The organism is Bradyrhizobium sp. BR13661, assembly GCF_029892425.1.
Lineage (GTDB): Bacteria > Pseudomonadota > Alphaproteobacteria > Rhizobiales > Xanthobacteraceae > Bradyrhizobium.
In genome coordinates this window covers 1-21239 of record NZ_JARXWB010000030.1, presented here as the reverse complement: position 1 = coordinate 21239, position 21239 = coordinate 1, and the positions used below count along the sequence as shown (strand labels likewise).

The following is a 21239-nucleotide window of genomic DNA, read 5'->3' as shown; positions in this document are numbered from 1 at the left end:
ATGTCTGCAAACCCGGCCAGCAATGTGACGGATGCGGTTGCAGCGGTCGAGGACGTCTCGTCGCGCATCGAGACCATATTTGCACGCGTGGGTGGCGAGCTCGGGCGCGGCCACATCATCTTCAAGGACCTGAATCAGGGGCTCGCGTCTCTCTCCGGAGAGCTCTCCGGCGCCGAGATCGAGGGCGCCGCGACGGCACTGCAGGAGATCGCGGCGCGACTGAGCGAGCTGGCGCGGGCGTTGCCGGCCGAGAGCGCGCTGCTTGCGATGATTGGCAAGAGCACGACCGAGGCGTCTGCGTTGCTCAAGCCGTTGTTCAAGCATATCGGGATGATTACCATCATCGCGCGCAGCGCCCGGATCGAGGCGGCATCGCTCGACGGCGACCGCGAGGGCTTTCTCGCCTTCACGCAGGAGGCCTACGACCTCGGCAAGGCCGTGCAAGGCTCGATCGAGGGCTGCGCGCGGGACCAGCAGCGCCTGTCGGAGGCGGTCGCCACTGCATCCGGCCGGCAGAAGGAATTCGAGAAGACTTACGGCGGTCAGTTGGTCGCGGAAAGCACCGAACTCGGTGCGGCCTATTCCGGCCTGCGCGAGCAGCGCAGCAAGAGCAGCCATCTCGCCGATCTCGCCAGCGGCAGCACGCGGAAGATCGCAGAAGCGGTGGGCGGCGCGATCATATCCTTGCAAGCTGGCGACAGCACCCGGCAGCGCCTCGAACATGTCTGTCACGGCTTGCGCCTGTCGTCCGGCTCGGGGCCGAGCCTCGTCCCCGGACCGGTCGCAAGCGAAGACGGCGCCCATGCGATCCGCACGCTGCAGGCGGCCCAGCTGAGGGACGCCCAACGCGAGTTCGGCGGCGACATCGGTCAGATCGTCCGCGCGCTGACGGAGATCCTGAATGACGCAAGCGGCGTTGTCGGTCACGGCCGGACGCTGTTCGGCGGCGAGAACGGATCCTCCTCGTCGTTCCTCACCCGCATCAAGCAGACGCTGGCCCACGCCTCGACCCTGATTGCGACCTGCGAGAGCGCCGGCCGCTCGGTCGACGAGGCCCTGGCGGTCGTCGAGGATACGCTGGCGAAATTCCGTCAGGCCATTGCGGGCCTCGCTGAAGCCACGGTCGACATCACGCTGATCGGTATGAATGCGGGCCTCAAGGCCAGCCATCTCGGCAGCCGCGGCAGCGCCTTCGTCGTCATCGCCAACGAGCTCAAGGCGACTGCCGACCAGGTCTCGGCCGGCGCCGCGCGCTTGCGCCCCGTTCTCGACGGTATCGAGAAATCCGCGGGCGAGTTGAAGGAGCTCCGCGTCCAGGGCGATCCCACCCAGCTCGCCAAGCTCGAGCCGCAGATCCTGCAGGCGCTGCGTGAGGTCGAAGGTGGCAACGAACGTCTCGGCAAGCTGATGAGCCGGCTCGTCGACGAAGGCGCCGAGTTCGAGAGCCTGATGAATTCGGCGCAAGGCCTGATGCGTTCGCTCGGCGAGACCTCCGCAACGCTGCCCACCGTCGCGACGCGGCTCGAGACGGCAAGCGCGGGCACGCATCGCATGCTGCCGCAGGACGAGGCGCTGCTCGACGATCTTTTTGCGCGCTACACGATGGAGCGCGAGCGCGACGTTCATCGAGAATTCTTGCAAGCCCTCGGGCTGTCGTCGAGCACCGTCACCCGGCGGGTTGAAGCGGTCGAGGCGGCGGACGACGGCTTAGAATTGTTTTGAATTTGCTGCCGGCGTGTGCAGCTGCGCCGGCAATTTTAAGAATCGGCTTTGCAGGCCGTTAACCCTGGCGAAAACCGCGTCGCAATGGTCATTGTCGCGCCCCAGAGTTGGTCGCAAATACCTCTCGATTTTACGACGGATGTTTTTCATGCTGAGAGACGGCAAATACGCTGCCTGGTTCAGGACCCCGCGTGGCCAGGGCACAGGCCTTGTCGATCTGGTTGATGGGCAGATCGCCGGCCGTGACGGCTTCTTCACCTATGGCGGCTCCTATCAGGTCGATCAGCATCGCTTTACGGCTGTGCTGACCGTAGAACGTCATGCCGAGGGCGCCCCGGGTTTGTTCGGCCCGGATCAGGTCGTGGTCGATCTCGTCGGCGCCTGCAACGGCGCGGTGGCAACATGTTCGGGGTCGGCGAGAGAGGTGCCTGAGATCAAGTTCGAGTGCACGCTGATCTACAGCCAGGGCGAAGCGCCGGTGGCCGAGGCCAAATGCGCGGTCGTGCAGCTCAATGCCGACAAATTGCCGAAGGGGCTCGATAGCCGCTCGCGGCCGCGGCCTCCGTTCGGGCCTGCCAGACCCCCAGCATCTTAGCCCTCCTGTATCTTAGTCTTGCGTTGACGCTATTGCGGTGAAAGCGCGACGCAGCGAGCCCTGCACAACGAAGCTTTAGACATCACGATCTAGTCTGCGGCCGAACAAGCGTGGTGGAAGTGACATGCCTCAGATCTGGATGACATATGACGAACTCGGCGCGCTCTGCGACTGCAGCAGCGGCGAGGCGAGACTGCGAGCCATTCACTTGTCGCTTGACCGTAAGAAAAGCCGGGATGGCGCAACGCGGGTGAAGCTGGACCTGGCGCTGACGGCCAAATTCTTCGCCTCCGTTCGCGAGTCGGATTATGACTTCGATAGTGCCATCGAGGCGCTTCAGGCCACCCACCGGCAGATGGCCGAACTCCTGACGCCGAACGAGGTCTATAATAAGCGCGGAGTGGCCTAAGCCGCCCTTGCCCCCTCGGCCGTTCGCGTGAGACCGGCCGCTGCGGGACCGCTGAGTTTCCCGCGAAAATTGTCCCGAATCGTGCATTAATCCGCATCCGGAATTTCCGGCTGCGGCCGGTGTTCCATCCGCGTCGGGCCAATGAGCCCGCAGGGAGGGGTGCCATGAAGAAAGCCAGATATCGGGTCTGCGTGACACTATTGGGGACGGCGGCGCTGTCCGCTCTGCTGATCGTTGCGACTGGTGCGGCAAACGCAGAGGTGGTGAAACTACAGGCCGATCTCAAAGGCAGCAATGAAGTGCCACCCAACAACTCATCGGGGTCGGGTAAGGCAGAAGCCACCTTTGACACCGATACGAAAACCCTGACCTATACGATCACCTTTGCCGGCCTGACGGGGCCTGCGATGGGGGCCCATTTCCATGGCCCCAGTGAAGCCGGCAAGAACGCTGGCATCGCCCTGCCGTTCAAGACGGTCCAAAGCCCGATCCAGGGCACAGCCACGCTCACCGAAAATCAGGCGACGGATCTGCTGGCCGGAAAATGGTACGCGAACATCCACACCGCCCTCAATCCCGGTGGTGAACTGCGTGGGCAGATGGTGAAGTAACGGAGCGGAGGCCAATTGAGGCGCCGCTATTTCGTCGCAAACTCCCGCGCGGTGATCACACCCCGCCACTGGCGTCAGGTCGCGCTGCTGCTTCCGAGCCGCCAACGGCCGCTATTGTTGACGGCTGATCCCCATCTCTTTCTGCAACTGGGGTGAGAGGCCCATAGCGCCTTCGGTTCGTCCTTGGCCGGTACCCAGGTTCCGAGGTGCCTGGGTGGAGGAAGCTCCAGTGGACGATCCTGTCGACGTGGTGGTCGAGCTGGACGAGTTCGTCCCGGCATAGCCGCTGCGCACACCGTTCGAGGAAGTGCCCTGCGCCGCCGCTGGCAAGCTCGTGCCCAACAAGCTCGTCCCTGTGATCAGGGCGACAGCCAGAAGCAGTTGACGTTCCACGGCAGGAAGCCATTTGCCAATCTGTCTCGTGCAGCGCCTCGCGGAGATAACGCTGTGACGATCTCAACCAAGACGGTGGCCGGGGCAAAAACGCGAGGCCAGGGCAACGCCTACGGTTCCGCCTGCTGCCTTTTGCAGCACATCCAGCAGACCCGGATCGCGATCGGGCGTCAACGCCTAAAACATCTCGAGACCAATTGCGACCGACACCACAAGGGCGCATGCCAGGCCAAATCGTCCAGGCAGCAGAAATGAAAAAAGCACGCCCAGCAAACAATAGGCGCTGAACCGCTCGACAACCACGACCCAGTAGGCCTCGGAGTGGCCGATGAGCACTGGCCTGACGGTCAGCGTTGCCAGCGTGGCGTAGACTATCAGGGCGAGGCAGAGGCCTGTCGCAGCGACAAGTGGGTTTCGGAACATGCCAGCGGCATAACCCAGTTTGCGAGGGGCGCGCCCGGAACCCTTCGCTGCTCAAAAGGAAATTCGCTTCAGCCGACGTCGACGCCTTCGCGAGCGAAGTTCGCGAATGCCGAGCCTGCGGCAAATCCCGCCGTAAAAATAGCCAACAAGACCAGCAGTGCGAACATGGCGCATGCGAAGCATTTGCCATGCCATCTTCGCTGATTGCGCTAGAGACTAGGCGACGAGTTCAACGTTCTCTGTCACACCTGCCGAAGGATCAGGGCTTGCTCTGTCGAGCAACTCGGCGAACTTCCTGAATGGCAGGGGGGCTGCCACGAGATAGCCCTGTCCCTCCTCAACGCCGCATGAGATCAGCGCGTGGACCTGTTCCTCGGTCTCGATTCCCTCGGCCACGACGGTCATGTGGAAATCCCTGGCGAGTGCCGCCAGCATTTCCACGATCGTCGTGGTGGAGGCGTCTACCGTGATCGTGTCGATGAAGAACTTGTCGATCTTGATCGTATTTGCGCCCAATCCCTTCAAGCGCGATAGCCCGCTATGTCCGACGCCGACGTCGTCGATGGCGACGCGGAACCCGTATTCGCGCAGCTCGCTCACCGCTTTCGCGGCGCGCGCGAGGTCTTCGAGCTCGCCGCGCTCTGTCACCTCGACCACGACCTGCCGGGCCGAAACTCTGGCCGTGCTGACGGTGGCGCGCAGCGTATCGACGAAGCCTGGGGTCAAAAGGTGCTTCGGCACGACGTTGAACGACAGCTTGAAGTTCTTGTCAGCCTTCAAATGCGGCTGGAGATCGGCCAGCGCGCGATCGAGCAACTGCCAGGTCATGGCTTCGATCCGTCCGCTGGACTCCGCTAGCGGAATGAAGTTCATCGGCGGGACGACCGATCCGTCCTCACGCAGCCAGCGCACCAGGATCTCGCAGCCCCTGATCTGGCGGGTCTGCAAATCGAAGATCGGTTGGAAATACGGCCTGAACTCACCACGCGCGAGCGCACGGTCAAGATCGGCGACGGGGCCTTCCATGCGCCGGGTCCGCGACAGAAGGAAGCCGAACAGCGCGCCGAGAGCGAGCGCGAGCGCCATCGCGGGCCAGTAAGCTTCGCTGTTCCATGTCGACAGAACCGTCTGGTCGACGCGGATGTGGGTCCGCAGGGGATAGCGCGCTGAGTCCCTTTCGAAATCGACCGGATGCGCGAATGCCTTGTCCATGTCAGGCATGAACGCGCCGAGCTGTGCGCCGTTCTGGAGTGCCAGAAATACCCCGCCATGTGCGCGCAACTCGGCCGGCATGACGTCGAACAGGCTGGAATTGATCCCGAGGATGGCGACCAAGGCCTTGTTGTCGCCGATGTCTCTGAGCACGCCGAGTGCGTCACCGCCGAACTGTTCGACGCGGAACAGCATCAGCGTCGAATCGCGCGAGGCAAGCATGTCGGTGCGGTCGACCCAGCCCTTGTCGAATTCGAGCGTTTCGGAATAGGCCGAGCAGATCACCGAGCCATCCGCATTGACGAGGCGCACGTCCTTCACTGTGGAGCGCTGATAGACGTGGAGACGGATCGCCTGGAGCGAGGCTGGATCGCATGTGGCAAGCCCGCGTCCCGCCAGATCGTCGAGGCTTGCGGCGGCAAAGTCGACAGCGAATTCGGAGCGGCGCAGCACCACCTCGGTGAGCGCGTCGAGCTGCCGCACCTGCTGATCGTGGATGAAGCGCGTCGCGGCAAAGTGACCCGCAAAGCCGAACGCGGCCGCACCCGCAAGCACGAGCGCCATCAATGAGAGTTTCGGCCGTGCTGCTTTCATCCGGCCCGTGCGGGTCAAAGAAGGTTGACCCGGATACTAAGCATCACGGCGCTAAGATAAGGTTTAAACGGGCCTGCAGCCTTGCCCACGGAGTGCGAGCCAGCGGCGCGATCGCTCAAGGGACGTCAATGTGGTTAACGGCGCTGAAGCCGTAGGACCCGGATTTCCCGTGATCGAAGTGTGCCTGTAGCGCGCGGATGGCGGGCCACCCAGAGGCGTAACGCCACGAAAGCAACGCTGAGCGCGAAGCAGGTCGATATGCCGATAACGCAATAATGTACCACGACGGAAACTCCGTCCTGCCGAATTCTTGTGGTCGAGCTCGATTTAGGCTGCAAAGTTCCCTGGGGAGCAGGTAGAGATCCTCGAAACTAGAAACTAGTTGTTTGGAAACGGCCAACAATCTGTTCAGGTAGCTGAATTTCAACCACCGAAGAGGCACAAATGGCCGACGTTTTCCCGAAAATCCTAGGTGTCTCCCGAATTCCGGTGTCCCCTTGGCTCGAAGTTGTCGCACGAGACGTGCAGTTTGGTAGCGGCTCGCCGGCCGAAACCTATTACGCTGTTGCGCAACCAGATTATGTGGTTGCGCTCGCGATCACACCCGATTCTCGCGTATTATTGGTGAGGCAGTATCGTCCAGCAATTGAGCGGTTTTCGCTTGAGTTGCCTGCCGGAATGTTGGACCCAAACGAAGATCCGCGTACTGCAGTGGCGCGCGAGCTTCTTGAGGAAACCGGCTACCCAACGAAGACCATTGAGCTGATCGGGAAAGGTGCAACCTGCTCCTGCCGCATCAGCAATACAACTCATTCGTTTTTTGTTCGGACGGGAGAGCGAGTCTCTAATTTCACCGAGGAACCGGGCGTTTCCGTTAGTCTCGCGTCATTGGGCGAACTTCGTTCGCACTTGCTGGAAGGTGCCTTCGCCGAACAAACACATGTTGGCGTAGTGGCTCTTGCAGCCGCTAGAGGTCTGATTGAGGTTTAGACCTCACGCTTCCCTCCGCTCAATGAGCGATGGGCACGGAGCTTGTTGTCAACCAGGTTTAGCTCTTTCTTCCGCTCTTCGACTTAAGCGACAGGCCGAGCCGCAGGGCCATGCGCTTGATGGCATCGGGCGTGCGCCCGAGTTGCTTTGCTGCCTCTTCCAGCGAAATCGAAGACTTGGCCAATTCCATCAGCCTGCGGTCTTCCTTGAACGACCAGGGCTTGCGCGCCATAACCGACATGATCCTCTACGCGTCAACACAACGGCAAAGCCGCCAAGCGGACCCATATTCGCTCAGCGGCTTTGCTTGGGTGGGGCCGGGCCTTGGGGGAGCCCGGTGCGGAGATGGATATGCGATCGGTGAGACTTCGCAACAAACAACGCCGATTAAGCTAACCCCTCAACCTTACCGCGACGAAGTTGGTGCTTACTGCTCCGTACAACCACGGGAGTTTCCGTAAGCTGAGCCCAATTCGCGCGAAGATCGTCGCGCGCCACGGCATCCTCGACGCCCGCAGACATTGCGGCGGCAATGAAATAGAATCGCGCGCGCATTGCCGCGTGAGCATAATGACCAGCATGAGGATAGATCTTGCAACTGTGGTCGTGTTGGTCGTGTCGCTCCAGCTCGGGAGCGGACAGGTGCTGGCCGGCGATGAGGTGTCGACGCCTCCAAACGTGGAGGCGCAGACCAGCGATGTGGCTGCTTCCCCGGATAGTCTGGTTTCGCGCGAGGAGTGGAAGCGCCGAGTAGACGAGGCCCGCAAGCGCGCTGAACAGGCGCGGCGGGATTGGCGGCACAATGTCCCGCTGCGATCGCTCGAGCCGGATCCGCCGGAGAAGATTGCAACGGAGCGCGTGCTCGGCGACGACACACTGCAGCCAGGCGACATTGTCTCGACGGATAAGGGCCTCTTCGTGTTTCGGGGCCGGTCGGGAGCGGATAGCCAAACGCCGGACCTCGTGCCGATAGCTCCGCACTAGCTTAAGAGCGCAGACATCGATGTCTCTGCCGCGATGTCCGGCAGCTTGATTCCTGTCCATACGACCAGAGTCTTTGCGCGCGAGATCGTGAAGGACGTAAGAACTCCGGTTCACAATCCAATCATGATGCACGCATGAAACAATGCTTTGGTGAATCGTCTCGAGTTGGGTTCCTGCGAGGCGCGTCACGAGATCGTCGAATTCGTTCGTCTATGATCTCGCAAACAATCGATACGAATATGCAAATGCTTTAAAAGGCCTGGGCCGCGCTTCCTCTTTCCAAGATCAGAGAACGGTGCGTTCTTCAGCGTCGTGCTGATCGCGATGGCCGGCTGGTCTATTTCATCACGCCGTCGCTGGTGAGAATGATTCTGTGGTTCTGCGGCTGATTGAGAACGGCTAATCCTCAAGCAGATTGCTGCCCAACATTTCTCGCGCTTGCTGACGAAATCAGCGGCGTTCATCATCATCTCGACACAACTGAGCGATGAGAATGCTGCGTCTAGGGAGAAGGAAACGTTCCGCAAATGGAAAGATTTCCCAATGGCGCCTTTCCTGATCGTACTCTTGATCTTCTTCGCCGGCTTCGCGTCCGGCTACGCGGTGCGTTCGTCGCGATCGCAAAAGCGCAAGTATATGCGTCAACTCTACGCACCCTACGGGTCATCCGGCTCTCGGCCGCCGACACGAAGGGCATTCTGATGGCATCCGCCTGGGGGTGACGAGGTAACCATGTCCGGTTAGGTTAAATCGCGGCGACCGTTGTGTGCCGGACCGCCGGTGGCTTAAGCTGCGTAGGGATTTAAAAGCCATTGGTTGCTTCTGTGCTGACAAAGTTGGGATTGTGTACATGATCTGGCTCGTTGCTTTGCTGTTGCTGGTGATTGGAGCGCCGCTGTTTATTTGGGCTTATGGTCGTCGTCTTCGTGCACTGAGCGGCTCCTGGATCTGGCGAGAGACGGCGCGTCGTGATTGAGCCGAGGAACAACGCGCCGCGGCGATATTTCGTCGATGCGGGTGGGCGGCGGGTCCTGATCGGTCTGACGTTCGAGGAGACGTTCGAGTTCGAACGTCTGGATAGCCAGGCGCTTGTTGGCCGGGGAGACGGCGGGATCGTGCGCGACGGCAGCATCCATCGGCTGGTCGTCGTCGAACAGCGTTGGCAGGAATTGTACGCCAAGCACGAAGGCGCTTGGAAAGCATGGATGGCCCAAAATCGGGCCGAGCCGTCCGCCGGCTTTGGCCTTTATTAACTCATCCTGGACCCATTTTCTGGTCTTCGTTTGGCCTTGACGCTTTCAACCGGAAAATGCACGCATGTTTCAGCTGTTCTTGCGGGCCCGCACACACAACTTCCTGAAAGGCCACAGCCGGGCTGACCAGGAATTCCGTGCCCGTTCACCCGAGCGCGACGCTGAAACTGATCAATCCCGATCGAAACCATCTTGGTCGCGATCGAAGACGCCCTGCACGCGGCTGAGAGAGAGCAGTCAGGCCTGAACCGCCGGGTGGAGGATGTATTGGCCAGGGCTGCCGTGACCCTTGGAAACGGCGATGACGAATATCTCGAGCGCGAGCCACTCGACAGTCATCACCATGATCTCTTCGACAAGGAAATCCTGAACGGCCAGCACCGGCTCAAGGAGCTTGGCCCGTCGATCGCGCACTTCAAGTTTTTGAAGGCGGGCTACTCAGTCGGCTTCCCGACCTTAAGGCAAATTAGAGTTATAGTCATGACGCCCCTTTGCTGTGGGCAGCCAAATCGGTCTGCCAAAGTGGGGCTTAGGCGTGCCTACTTGTTCGGATGTGCCTTCTGGTGCCAGGCCCAGGCGGTGCGGATCACCGTGGCGAGGTCGGAATGGCGCGGCACGAAGTCCAGCACCTTTCGCGCAGCCGAGGGATCGGCGACGAGATAGGTCGGATCGCCCGCGCGGCGCGGCTTGACGGTGTGCGGCACCTCGCGCCCGGTCTCCTGCCTGATCGCGGTGAGGATCTCGCGCACCGAGAAGCCCGCGCCGGTGCCGAGATTGAAGCTGCCGCCGGCATGTCCGGTTTCGAGCAGCTTCAGCGCCGCGACATGCGCCGCCGCAAGGTCGGTGACGTGGATGTAGTCGCGGATCGCGGTGCCGTCGGGCGTGTCGTAATCGTCACCGAACACGGCGAACTCGACATGGCCCTGCAACGCCATCATGGCGCGCGGAATGAGGTGCGTCTCGTTGTCGCGCAATTCGCCGATGCCGCCGGCGGGATCGGCGCCGCTGGCGTTGAAATAGCGCAGACAGAATGCACCGAAGCCGTAGGCCGCGCGGTAGTCGCCGAGCATGCGCTCGATCATCCACTTCGAAGCCCCGTAGGGGTTGATCGGCGCACAGGGAAAATCCTCCGGCAGCGCCTTGGAATCGGCATTGCCATAGACCGCACCGGTCGAGGAGAACACGATGCGGTGGCAGGCGGCGTTGCGCATCGCCTGGAGCAGCGACAGCGTGCCCTGGACGTTGTTGATGTAGTATTTCTGCGGGTCGGTCATGGACTCGCCGACGAGGCTCGCTGCCGCGAAATGCATCACCGCCGTAACCTTGTGGTCGGCAAAGGCGCGCGCCAGCGTCGCGCCATCGAGCAGATCGCCCGTCACCAGCTCCCCGGCGACGAAGCTGCGATGGCCCGTCGTGAGATTGTCATAGACGACGGGGTGATAGCCGGCCGCAGTAAGGGCCCGGCAGGCATGCGAGCCGATATAACCCGCGCCTCCCGTGACGAGAACAGTCGGTGGCGCGGTCATAATGTGCTCTCCAAATGGAACTAGCAATCAGCAACACGAGAAATACAATTGGAGTCCAAAATCTAAGTTTCGATTGTGCACGCAACATTTGCGTCGGGCAAGGTCGAAGTCAATTTCGATGACAGTGCGATCGCATTCTAAATTCTGCGCTCATTCGACTGAAACGGATGTGGTTGAGACCGGGATGCTGAGTCTAAACCATACGAACGATGTGATTTCAGGAGGGCGGCCGGGGTAAGAAGGCGAGGATCGTTTGGGCTAGTATGACGCCGACCGTACCTCCTGCCACTTTTTGCAGCACATCCAGAAGGCCCGGATCACGATCGGGCGTCATTGCTTGGAGGATTTCGAGCGCCGTGGCGACAGCAACGACGAGCGCGCAAGCTGAGAAGAACCGCCCAGGCAGAAGAAGAGAGAAGAGTAGTCCAAGCAGCCCATAGGCGCTGAAACGCTCGATTACAACGACCCAGTAGGCCTCGTGATGGCCCATGAGGGCGGGCCTGCCTGCTAGCCTCGTCAGAGTGGCGTAGGCGATGAGGGCAAGGCAAATCGCAGCGGCGGCGATGAGGTGCTTTTGGCGCATACGGAAGCGTAGCGCTTTAATTGGCGGTTGGCTTAGAAAGGGAATAACATCGTTAAACAACTTGCGCCGGCCTAGCTCAATTGCTCAGTTTAGCCGCTTGTGGGAGCAGGAGGCCCTGCGGCGAGCCAAATCAGGACAAAAGAATTATTCGTCGCGATCTCGTTTCGGCAAACTTAGACGGCGGACGACGGTTGAGCTTCGCGCGTAGTGACGGCGTCCACTCTTGGAGGTTAATCCTTCTTGGCGGTTTTTGATTTCAAGGACAGGCCCAGCCGTAAAGCCGTGCGTTTGATCGCATCGGGAGTTCGCCCGAGCTGCCTCGCCGCTTCTTCTAGCGTAGCGGAAGACTTCGCCAATTCCATGAGTCGGCGGTCCTCCTTGAACGACCAGGGCTTGCGCGCCATAGCCAAATATTCCTTTCGCATTAACGCAACGACAAAGCCGCCAAGCGACCCATATTCGCTCGACGGCTTTGCTTGGGTGGGACCAGGCCTTGGGGAAAAACCGGCGCGCGAAGGAATTATCGATGTTGTGTGAGGGTTCGCAACAACGACCGTAGATTAAGCTAACCTCTCAACCTTACTGCGAGTAACGGGATGCCCCAAAACGCCAAGGATGCGCAGTGCGTTGTGGCTAGGGGACGCGCCCGACGCCTAGGCGCGTCCCAAGTATCAGGGGTTTTGTCAGGCAAGATGCGATTGGCGCATAGTAGTCGAATACTCAAGTGATCGAGATATTTCGCCAACGCGCTCCGCTTGTCACTAAACTCGCAGCATGTTTTGTCCATGAGTGGATTGCAGCCAGGCCTTTCGTTGAGCCAAAACCAGCCGGAAATTTGGACAGCGGCTATAGTCGCGATAGCGTTGGTTAAAGGTTCTCTGAGAGATTCACTTCATCGCGCCTCATACGCTGGTTGCCGCGTGATACTGTTGCCGACCCCGCTGAGGGGTAGGATGTCGAGCCGATGCAGACCTCGCCCATCGACAGGTCTTGAGGCAGCTTGGCCACCAGTCCTGAATCCGCCGCATCGGTCGCAAAGTCGCGCCCCTGGCAGTCGGGCAGTCTCATGCCTCCGTCTTGCCCGCGCCAGCCGCGGCTTGGCCGCTAGGTCTTTGTTAACTACCTTTGGCGATGCTTCGATCGCGCGCCATATATCGAAAGATGAATGCATGTTTCAGTTTTCTTGGAGAGCCAGCATTCATCGGATGTCGAAGCTTGGGCCGCGCCGGACCCACTTTAGAGCTCGTTCAGCGGCGAGGGATGCTGAAACCGATCGGGCCCGTCTTGCCCCTATCATCGAAGCTATCGAGATTGCGCTTGCAGCCGCTGAGAGGGAGTACGCTGGTCTCGATGAAAGGGTACGCGACGTGATCGAGCGTGCAGCAGTAACAATCGGTAACGGCGATGATGAGTATTTGCACCGGGAAGCTCTGGATGAGCATCATCAAAGTTTGTTTGACAAAGAGATCTTGAACGGTCAGCGGCGGCTTATCGAACTAGAGGCGACGATCGGCCATCTTCGATTTTTGACCGCGGTATTCTCAACGCGGTTTCCCGAACTACGAATCGGTCACAGCACTTAAAGGTCAGCGGTGCGGCCAACGGCACTCGCCTCACGCAATACGAGCAAATCGAGATTATCGCGTGCCTAAAAACAAATGAGACGGTTATCTCGCGCGATCATCGTGAATGTCCGTGGCCACAGCCGTGAGGTCCAAACTCACTTTTGACTGTTTATATTATCCCTTAATCTCGAATTCGCGCTTTAAGCGATCTACAATTAGCGAAAGGGCAGAATTGCAGCTATCTCGTTCAGCAGTTCCGAACTTTATACCGCGGACTGTCCAGTTTGAATCTTGTATAGATTGCGGGCGGCATTCACCGACGACTACACCCACAAATCCTTCACAATTTGGACCTGATCTTCGGACCGCGGTAGTTATTGCTGCTTCGAGCTGGTTCAACTCGATTGGCGATTTTCGATTAGGCTTAAACATCTTTCTGTTCCCCAGGCCCCGCCGGAACCTTGAAAGCAGAAAATTGCCGTGTTTTGGAGTCAAAAGTGCTTAATTGATGAAATCGCTTTAGTGTGTGGCACTTGCGCCACTAAGGCGAGCACTTGGCTCCAGACATTCGTTGACGAACTTTTTCATTGGAATTTCGATTAGATCTGAGCAACACCGGCGCGAGATATCCTTCGAATTGGTGAGCGCCCGTGACCCCACGGGCTTATTCCAGCTTGAATTTCGTTCTGTCCCAAGACGAAGACCAGAGCGCGAAGCGCAATCGTTTTAGCGAAGAGCAAATCGTCGGGATTTTGTAGGAGCACGAGGCCGGGGTTTCGGTGGCCGATCTATGCCGCGAGCACGGCGTCAGCGATGCCAGCATGTACAAATGGAAGGCGAGGTTCGGCGGAATGGACGTGCCGAGGCCAAGCGGCTGAGAGGCTCGAGGATGAGAACACGAAGCTGAAGCGGCTCCTGGCCAAGGCTATGCTAATGAGGCTATGCTGGACAGTGCGGCGTTGAAGGACCTCGTGGGAAAGAAGTGTTGACGCCCGCATGGAAGCGGAAAGCTGTCGTGCATCTGCGCCAGACATTTTGAGATGAGCGAACGGCGGCGGGCGTGTAAAGCCATCGGCTGCTGCCCCATGAACCTGAGACACCGGACGACCCAGGCTCACGATGCTAGCGTTCGCCATCATGAGGGCGATTGCCCAGGAGCCCCGCCGCCGCTTCGGGTATCGACGGCTGCATCTTCTGCTCAGGCGGGAGGGATACAATCGTCGGCGACGGTCAGGATGCGGAAAGCGGCGGCCGTCGGTCAGCTAGTCCGACACAAAGTCGGGCGACCACCGTTCTTCCGGCATTATCGGAACTAGCATCGGCGTCGTGGTCCCGATCGCCGGCTTGCGGCCACCGCGGCGACGCACCGTCAGCTCCTCTGCCCGATGGAGCGGGAAGAGCTTTTCTGGTTGACCAGATACCCGTGAGTGCCTGGCGGTGGTGGCCGATACCTCGCTCTCCGGCGTTCGTATGACGCAGGAACTGGACCGGCTGATGATCGAGTGCGGCAAGCGCAGGGTGGTGGTCAGCGACAACGGCAGGGAACTCACGCAACGCAATCCTGGTATGGGCCGACAAAGCCGTGTCGAAGGCACTACATCGCGCCGGGCAAGCCCATGCAGAACGCCTTCATCGAGAGCTTTAACCGCCGGCTGCGGGATGAGCTGTTGAATGAGACGATGTTCATGCCACTGGCACAAGCCCGCGTCACACTTGGACGTTGGCGGGTCGATGACAACGACACACGACCACACTCGCAGCTTGGCTGGAGAACCCCGTCCGAGTTAGCGATGACTGCCACCAGCGCCGGGATCTGGCGCTGCGCTATGCCGAAGGCTACGCGCCAGCCCCCGTTGCTTCCACCGCCCAACCAGGCAAATCCAACGGCAATGGCGAACTCAGAACGGGACAAAACTTGGGAGCAGGCTCAATTTTATCTGCCGACTGCGGTGGGGAGCTAGACCGTCGCTCGTCGAGCTCGAAATGTTAGTGCTCGTGCAACGATTACGCCGTCAGCCACAAAAGATAACCAGTCTGCGGCGGATTCCACCGGTTGTTTCGATGGGAGCTTCTCGGATGCAGCGCGGATGGATGGCCAAGTCATAATGAAAAGGTACGAGATCAAAATAACCCCGAATTGGACACAAATAGGCTAGATCAGGACCGCAACGGGTGAGAGGATATGCTCGTCCTCGAGCGGCGGCTTCATTCGCAATTGCGCCAATGGAAACGACAAGAACGACCCCCAACAATAACTTCACCAATCCCGACATTCCTAACCCCTTCAGCTTTCCCAGCTTGCCGCGCTCAGACGACTTCACAATAATGATTATGTATCGTTTCGCCAAGCAATTGGGTGTGCCCGGCACTGGCCCTTATTTCCATAGCTGGTTCGGATCGCTTTAGCGTTGCCGCCTAGCTTTACCCCTCCGCTGGGCAGCGATCTTTGTTAGGTAATGCAAACTCGTAATTCAGTTTCGCAGTAGGAAATCAGCAACCATACGAGCGTAGGCTCGTAGCGGCTTTGCCCGATTGCTTGAGATTGGCCAGTTGAGAAGAAACAAAGATACGAGTTTTTTCAAAGACTTAAGTGGCTGGCGGGCAGTGTGACCTTACTGCCACGATTGGGGTAAAACGCTGCCGAGCAGCCTAATCAAGCTTTGATACCCTTAACGTGCCGTGTAGGTTCTATCCGCTTGATCGAGTCTATTGGGGTCAATTTGTATGCGTTTGGCCATTGATGGGCGAAGGGGGTCGAATTGAAGCTTGCACTCGCGACGGTTCCTCGGCGGATGACGCTCAGCTTTTGCTGCGGCGCACGTGCGCAGGGTTGCGAGTAATGAGCAAGCGTAGCGTTTTTTGGGGCGTATCTGTTATGGGGCGACTGTTTTCCTCGCTGCTGGTTGCTATTTTTGCGGTTGGTTTGGCATCCTGCAGCCTCCTTCCGAATACAGGGCCTAGGAGCGATGACATTAAGGCTGATGCAACAGCAGAGCTTCAGTCGGCGGCATCTCTGCCGTACGCGTTGGTCGATGTCTCCGCGGATACGATCGGGTTTCTGTCCCAGCCAAACTTAATAAGTTTCAAGGGCCAGTTCCCGGACAAACGCCCAAAGCCTAACCAAGTTGTTGGTGTCGGAGATGTGCTCAATATCTCTATCTTCGAGGCAGCGCCCGGTGGTCTTTTTACGCCTGGCCAGGCAGCTGGTGCCCGTCCGGGTAATTTTGTCGACCTGCCGGCGCAGGCCGTCGATCAGAAAGGTAGCATTTACGTTCCTTATGCGGGCGAGATTCCAGCAGCTGCACGGACGATCCCCGAGATTCAACAGGCTGTTGTGGCCCGCTTGAGGAATCGCGCGATCGAGCCACAAGTTGTTATTAGTCTCAATCAGCAGCACTCTAGCGTCGTGAGTGTGTTGGGGGATGTTAACACGCCGGGAGTTTTGGCGCTCAATAGCGTTGGAGAGCGGCTTCTCGCTTTAATCGCACGGGCAGGCGGCCCAAAGTTCGAAGCGATCGAGAGCTACATAACTCTGCAGAGGGATGGCAAACGCGTCAGAGTACTCATGAGCCGAGTGGTTCACGATCCGCGCGAGAACATCTTTGTTCGGCCGAATGACGTTATTTTTATTACGCGAGAGACGCCAACCTTCACGGCGCTGGGTGCTCTCAACCAGAACGTCTTCGGCCAGATTTCGGATATTAGCTTTGACGTCGAAACGCTCACTCTGACTCAAGCTATTGGTAAGGCGGGTGGACTCAACGACAATCAATCGGATCCGAGCGAAATCTTCGTCTACCGTTTCGAAGATCGCCCTCTTCTTGAGAAGCTTGGTGTTGACACATCGAGGTTTGTCTACGATCGGATACCGACGATTTATCGGGTGAATCTGCGAGATCCGTCGGGTATGTTGCTAGCCGCTGGATTCCAGATGCACTCGAAGGATGTGCTGTATGTGGCGAACGCAAAAGTCGTTGACTACTACAAGCTCCTAGCACTCATCAACAATACGGCTAATAGTGTCTCTAACACCGCGAATGCTGTTTCTAACGTGAATGCCGCGCGAATATCTGTCAGAGGGGCGAACTAATGGACGCATATTTCAATCGTCTTCAGGACGATATTTCGGCCTAGTCACGCTCAGATCGGTTCAGCTATGGACAACGTCAGTTGTCCTTGCTTTCGCGCCGTTATTTTTCGGATCGGTAGATCTGGTTTGGGTGGTCTGCTGGACGATTGTCCTTTCGTTTGCCGCCGTGTTGGGAGCTGGCTTTCCACTTAATGCTCAGCAACGGCTAATATTTCGAGCTGCGCTTGGCATTTACCTTTGCTATGCGGTTGTTTCAGCGATTCAGGTTCTCCCTCTTGGACTGAATGAGCTAAATGACCCGAGCTGGCGACGATTGAACGAGCTCCTCGGGCCTAGCGTCAATGCTAGGATCTCTAGTCGAGAAAAGATCCCCGACCTCGCTATTGGTCACTTCTTTGCCTTTGCGCTCGCTTTCATCAGCGGATTTTTGCTAGGAACATCGTATAGGAGTAGCGTATCGCTACTAAAGGTTGCGCGAATTTCAATCCTAGCTTATGCAGCCTATGGCTTGTTTGCGCTCGTATTTACGCCAACTGCGATCCTCTGGGCGACGAAGTCCGCTTATATTGGCAGCTTCACAACGACATTTATCAACCACAACACCGCTGGAACGTTTGCGGGCACTGGTCTAATCCTCTGGGCAAGTTCCGCCCTGTCTTCTTGGCAGGCCATTCGAACCTCTTCTATCCGGCTGCTATTGCTGAATCCTGGATATGAGAAGCTTTTGTTTGATGCGCTTCTCAGTACGGCCGGAGCTCTCGTCTGCTTCTTTGCACTTCTTTCCAGCGGGTCTCGCGGCGCCCTTATTTCTTCGTGCGCTGGGCTGCTAACGTTTGTGCTTCTCATGGTTGCCAGCCGAGTGAAGATCGGTCGAGGGGGGCTTTTCTTCTTCGCTTTGGCGGGCGCTGCCGCATTGTTCGCTTGGCTTCTTCAAATCGGAAGAATTGCAAGCCAAGGCCTTATCGATGAGCAGAGGTGGTCCGTCTACGAGCTATGCTTTCAGTCTATTCAACGGCATCCATTGTTTGGCAGTGGGGCGGGGACTTTCGAAGATATTTTTCCGTCGTTGCGACCACCGACATTTTTTGGCTCGGGAGTCTGGGATTATGCTCACTCGACCATCCTAGAAATCGCAGTTGAAATGGGAGTGCCGATTGCTGCGATGGTCGCGCTGGCTGCCCTCGCGACTATAATTCTTCTGTCACGCGCGGCCATTCAACAGCCGAAATCAGCCGAACCAAAGTTGGCTGCAATCAACGGCATTGCAGTGCTTGGTTTTCTTCATTCACTCGTGGATTTCTCTCTTCAGATCCCGGGATATTTCATCCCATTCGCGATTTTGATGGGGCTAGGGCTCGCGAGAGCTTCTTCTTCGTCCGTGTCAAACGCTCGGCGCGACCGGGAAGCGGCTTTTCCAAATCAGTCAGACCACCCGCTCAGCGACCGAAGCTCTTCCATTTCTAAATGAAAAGAGAAGAGAGGTCTCAAATCACTTCAAGCGGCTTACCTTAAGACGCGCGGTCGTGAGCGTTGAAGCTAACGGCCGGGAATACCCGAGCGGATAGGCGTCCGAGAGACGAATGAAAATGAACCCGCCGATGAACCATCGTAACGTGGAAATCGTCGTACCTTCGCCGGGTGAGGGCGGCCGGTGTGCTGCTGCCATCTACAGCCTCATCGCCACCGTCAAGCTCAATGACATCGACCCGCAGGCTTGGCTTGCCGGCGTGCTGGCGCGCCTATCGGATCACCCTACCAAGCGCATCCGCGAACTCATGCCCTGGAATTGGCGACCGCAGAACGTGGCTCACGCCGCATAAGCGCGGTCAGCCGTCCGCTCAAGATGACCTAACCAGGGGCCGTCTCCGGACGCGTCCGTCGCGCCGCACCAAACATGTTGCAGATCTGCAACCCTTTCCCGGCGCAAAGGAGTTACAAAGTCCAGCTGGGGGAGGGGGCATGTTCGATATCTACATCAACCAGAAGCGCGAGCTGCTAGTTGTAAGCAACGGATCAAAGCCTTCGATTTTAGGTCAGGCATTGAAGTGGCGAAAAAGCAGGAAACGCATCAAAAGCGTTAGCGCCGAAATTAGATCTGCTGTCGAAAGGCAGGGCTTCTATCTGAGGCAACTGAACTTAAAATAGGGCGTTCGGGCGTTGCGCTGTTGTTCGTGGCTTCTGAAGCAGTTCTTAGTTGAGAATTCGCCCTCTAGCCCAGCAGCAAAGAAAGCGTCTCTACAAGATCGTGACCGCTCATTGCGGCCTCAGAAAGTGTCTCGGATACTTCTTGGCGCGCAGTGGGTCTCTGCTCTGTTGTATCCGTCCGGTGAAGTCGTCACCGGATGCTTGGTAGTTGCAACGATAACGGTACGACGACCCCACCTCGTTTAGGTAGACGGGATGAGCGAGACTCGCGCGTGGATTTGACAACGCGAGGGACGCTCATTCCATGCATCAAGACAGACATCAAGACAGGCATGATGCCGCCTCGTATCTCCGGATTGAGGTGATCACGGGGGAGAGGCGACGGCGCAGTTGGAGCGATGCGGAGAAGGCGCGGGATCGTGGCCGAGAGCGCCGATCCGGAGACGAGCATTTCCGAGGTGGCTCGACGCAACCGGGTCAACCGGGGACTGCTAAGTGTGTGGCGGCGCCAGGCGCGGCTCGCGTCGAGCGAAGCTCCGCAGTTCGTGCAAGTCAGGCTCGACGCCGCCGTCGAGGCGCAACCGAACGCGATCGATAAGGCGCATGTTCTGGTGAGTCCGGCTGAGCGGATCGAGGTGATGATCGCGGGCGCGACGGTGCGCGTGCCCGTCGGCGTCGACGCCGCGACGCTGGAGCGCGTGCTGGCGGCGGTGAGGTCGACGCGATGATCTCGTTTGGTCCAATGGTCCGTGTGTTCGTCGGTTCGTCGCGACGCAGCCGATTGACTTTCGCAAAGGCGTTCATGGCCTGGTCGCGCTGGTAGCGGAGGGATTAAGCGGCAAGCCCTACAGCGGTGACGTTTATGTCTTCCGATCCGAAGCGATCGGATCGTTTGAAGCTACTGGTTTTTGACGGCTCGGGAATGGTTCTAGCGACGAAGTGGCTCGAGAAGGGGGGCTTCGCCTGGCCACCTGTTCGCGAGGGTACGATGCTGGTTCGTCTAACGCCCTTCCGTGAATCCAAATGCCGGGTGGATTGCTGGCCTCTCCATGGAGCCATATCGCAATTCCGGTTGCGTGTTCTAGGGCTTCCGTAAAAACTTCAAACGACGCCGACGTCAGATACCATTCTGAGTCAGTGTCGACATCTACCGATACGGTGAAGCGCCCCATGCTCCACTATAGCAGACAATGCCCGACGCGTGCACGGGCAATTGCACGCACAGCAAGGGCAGCCGGTATGGCTGTCCTTTTCATTTGGGAGTGACATTTTGACTGAATACTTCTCTCGACGCGCCGAACTTCGCACCCAATGGGACCGCGTGAACGGCAAGGGCGCCGCACGAACAAGTCCCATGGACCCCGTCATGGCGACCGCGATCAAGATCCCCGAATGCCGAAGCCTTACGGGGGCGGTGAGGCCGACTATGAAACGAGAAAGCCCGTTCCCAGCCTCGATACGTTTGTTAAACTGAATCGCAACGGTGACAAACGGACGATTCTGGCGGCGACGTCGTAGGCGGGACGCGTCAACGCTGGTGACCGAGCCCGATACAAAGGCTTGATGCCTTCATACGTAAAGAGGGCACGCTTCGCTTCGTGAGCTTCGCAATTATTGCAACAGGTGTGCGGGCTTCGGAATGGGCACGCAACGCTTTCACGTCCGCTGCGGTCCATTCGCGGCGGGCAATCTTCTTCGTCTTCTTTGGTATGGAGGAGGCTCCTAATTTGAGAGCGGGGCTTCTAGCAGGGGAGACACCACATTTCAATGGCGATATCGGGTAACTATTACAGTGAGCGGCGAAGGTATCGACAGCACGACAAGTTCTGTCGAGTCCCTTAGCGATGCTATTTCCAAGGTCGGATCGAATTCCGACCTGTCACTAACTGCGCTGGCCGGCTTTGGCGTCGGAGCCTTGGCGACAATCAGTGGCTTTGTCGACTACATCGCTAAGGCCAGCCGGGCATATACTCATTGAGCAGCCGGCCCCTCTAATGTCCGGTCACCCACCAACGGCGGCCTAATCGCGGACCTTCTCCGGAGACGCAGTGGGCCATGTGTGGACGGCTCCTGGTTGGCAAGGAGAATCTTCACTTTGCAGCTTGGTCGGAGCAGCCATGTGTTCGGCCTGTTAGTGCGGTACG

At 58.5% G+C, this 21239-nt stretch carries 19 protein-coding genes and 5 pseudogenes; 18 read left to right on the top strand and 6 right to left on the bottom strand.

Annotation, left to right across the window (positions count from 1 at the left end):
• The 4 genes from M2427_RS33670 (at position 1) to M2427_RS33655 (ending at position 3337) form a co-directional block, all read left to right on the top strand.
• Complete coding sequence (locus tag M2427_RS33670) at positions 1–1722, top strand: chemotaxis protein (protein WP_348521961.1); 1722 nt, start codon at positions 1–3, stop codon at positions 1720–1722.
• Positions 1723–1870: 148 nt separating this feature from the next.
• On the top strand, positions 1871–2317 hold the full coding sequence (locus M2427_RS33665; protein WP_280711117.1) for a hypothetical protein: 447 nt from the start codon (positions 1871–1873) through the stop codon (positions 2315–2317).
• 124 nt (positions 2318–2441) lie between these two features.
• Complete coding sequence (locus M2427_RS33660) at positions 2442–2726, top strand: hypothetical protein (protein ID WP_280711116.1); 285 nt, start codon at positions 2442–2444, stop codon at positions 2724–2726.
• A 164-nt stretch (positions 2727–2890) separates the two neighbouring features.
• On the top strand, positions 2891–3337 hold the full coding sequence (locus tag M2427_RS33655; RefSeq protein WP_280711115.1) for a CHRD domain-containing protein: 447 nt from the start codon (positions 2891–2893) through the stop codon (positions 3335–3337).
• 1032 nt (positions 3338–4369) lie between these two features.
• On the opposite strand, the gene M2427_RS33650 is transcribed toward M2427_RS33655, so the two are convergent.
• Positions 4370–5959 carry an EAL domain-containing protein gene (locus M2427_RS33650; protein ID WP_280711114.1) on the bottom strand — a complete coding sequence of 530 codons (1590 nt, stop codon included), beginning with the start codon at positions 5957–5959 and terminating at the stop codon, positions 4370–4372.
• A gap of 444 nt (positions 5960–6403) precedes the next feature.
• Between M2427_RS33650 and M2427_RS33645 the strand changes: the two genes are divergently transcribed.
• Positions 6404–6949, top strand: a complete 546-nt coding sequence (locus M2427_RS33645; RefSeq protein WP_280711113.1) for an NUDIX hydrolase — start codon at positions 6404–6406, stop codon at positions 6947–6949.
• Positions 6950–7007: 58 nt separating this feature from the next.
• On the opposite strand, the gene M2427_RS33640 is transcribed toward M2427_RS33645, so the two are convergent.
• Positions 7008–7181 carry a hypothetical protein gene (locus M2427_RS33640; RefSeq protein ID WP_280711112.1) on the bottom strand — a complete coding sequence of 58 codons (174 nt, stop codon included), beginning with the start codon at positions 7179–7181 and terminating at the stop codon, positions 7008–7010.
• 188 nt (positions 7182–7369) lie between these two features.
• On the opposite strand from M2427_RS33640, the gene M2427_RS33635 reads away from it, so the two are divergent.
• The 4 genes and pseudogenes from M2427_RS33635 to M2427_RS33620 form a co-directional block, all read left to right on the top strand.
• On the top strand, positions 7370–7933 hold the full coding sequence (locus M2427_RS33635; RefSeq protein WP_280711111.1) for a hypothetical protein: 564 nt from the start codon (positions 7370–7372) through the stop codon (positions 7931–7933).
• 850 nt (positions 7934–8783) lie between these two features.
• Positions 8784–8909 (top strand): hypothetical protein, encoded by a 126-nt coding sequence (locus M2427_RS33630; protein ID WP_280711110.1) that lies wholly within the window; start codon positions 8784–8786, stop codon positions 8907–8909.
• Positions 8902–9186, top strand: a complete 285-nt coding sequence (locus tag M2427_RS33625; protein ID WP_280711109.1) for a hypothetical protein — start codon at positions 8902–8904, stop codon at positions 9184–9186. The genes M2427_RS33630 and M2427_RS33625 overlap by 8 nt, the downstream gene beginning before the upstream one ends.
• A 64-nt stretch (positions 9187–9250) precedes the next feature.
• Positions 9251–9618, top strand: a pseudogene (locus M2427_RS33620) (hypothetical protein); the annotation flags it as partial.
• 107 nt (positions 9619–9725) lie between these two features.
• Here M2427_RS33620 and galE read toward each other — a convergent pair.
• The 3 genes from galE to M2427_RS33605 form a co-directional block, all read right to left on the bottom strand.
• Positions 9726–10712 (bottom strand): UDP-glucose 4-epimerase GalE, encoded by a 987-nt coding sequence (gene galE / locus M2427_RS33615; RefSeq protein WP_280711108.1) that lies wholly within the window; start codon positions 10710–10712, stop codon positions 9726–9728.
• Positions 10713–10929: 217 nt separating this feature from the next.
• Complete coding sequence (locus M2427_RS33610; protein WP_280711180.1) at positions 10930–11295, bottom strand: VanZ family protein; 366 nt, start codon at positions 11293–11295, stop codon at positions 10930–10932.
• Between the two features lie 230 nt (positions 11296–11525).
• The gene (locus tag M2427_RS33605; protein WP_280711107.1) at positions 11526–11699 is read right to left on the bottom strand and encodes a hypothetical protein; all 174 of its coding nucleotides are present in this window, start codon (positions 11697–11699) and stop codon (positions 11526–11528) included.
• A gap of 801 nt (positions 11700–12500) precedes the next feature.
• On the opposite strand from M2427_RS33605, the gene M2427_RS33600 reads away from it, so the two are divergent.
• Together M2427_RS33600 and M2427_RS33595 are read left to right on the top strand one after the other, a co-directional pair.
• Positions 12501–12878 carry a hypothetical protein gene (locus M2427_RS33600; protein ID WP_280711179.1) on the top strand — a complete coding sequence of 126 codons (378 nt, stop codon included), beginning with the start codon at positions 12501–12503 and terminating at the stop codon, positions 12876–12878.
• Positions 12879–13546: 668 nt separating this feature from the next.
• A pseudogene (locus M2427_RS33595) lies at positions 13547–13717 on the top strand (transposase); the annotation flags it as partial.
• Between the two features lie 408 nt (positions 13718–14125).
• Here M2427_RS33595 and M2427_RS33590 read toward each other — a convergent pair.
• Positions 14126–14283 (bottom strand): annotated as a pseudogene (locus M2427_RS33590) (IS3 family transposase); the annotation flags it as partial.
• Positions 14284–14476: 193 nt separating this feature from the next.
• Between M2427_RS33590 and M2427_RS33585 the strand changes: the two are divergent.
• From M2427_RS33585 to tnpB, 7 genes and pseudogenes are all read left to right on the top strand, one after another.
• Complete coding sequence (locus M2427_RS33585; RefSeq protein ID WP_280711106.1) at positions 14477–14821, top strand: transposase; 345 nt, start codon at positions 14477–14479, stop codon at positions 14819–14821.
• Positions 14822–15699: 878 nt separating this feature from the next.
• The gene (locus M2427_RS33580) at positions 15700–16950 is read left to right on the top strand and encodes a polysaccharide biosynthesis/export family protein (protein ID WP_280711105.1); all 1251 of its coding nucleotides are present in this window, start codon (positions 15700–15702) and stop codon (positions 16948–16950) included.
• A 313-nt stretch (positions 16951–17263) separates the two neighbouring features.
• On the top strand, positions 17264–18418 hold the full coding sequence (locus M2427_RS33575; protein WP_280711104.1) for an O-antigen ligase family protein: 1155 nt from the start codon (positions 17264–17266) through the stop codon (positions 18416–18418).
• Positions 18419–18593: 175 nt separating this feature from the next.
• Positions 18594–18770, top strand: a pseudogene (locus M2427_RS33570) (transposase domain-containing protein); the annotation flags it as partial.
• A 139-nt stretch (positions 18771–18909) separates the two neighbouring features.
• Positions 18910–19095 (top strand): hypothetical protein, encoded by a 186-nt coding sequence (locus M2427_RS33565; RefSeq protein ID WP_280711103.1) that lies wholly within the window; start codon positions 18910–18912, stop codon positions 19093–19095.
• A 419-nt stretch (positions 19096–19514) separates the two neighbouring features.
• Positions 19515–19823, top strand: a complete 309-nt coding sequence (locus M2427_RS33560) for a transposase (protein ID WP_280711102.1) — start codon at positions 19515–19517, stop codon at positions 19821–19823.
• Between the two features lie 52 nt (positions 19824–19875).
• Positions 19876–20086, top strand: a pseudogene (gene tnpB / locus M2427_RS33555) (IS66 family insertion sequence element accessory protein TnpB); the annotation flags it as partial.
• Positions 20087–21239 lie beyond the last annotated feature (1153 nt).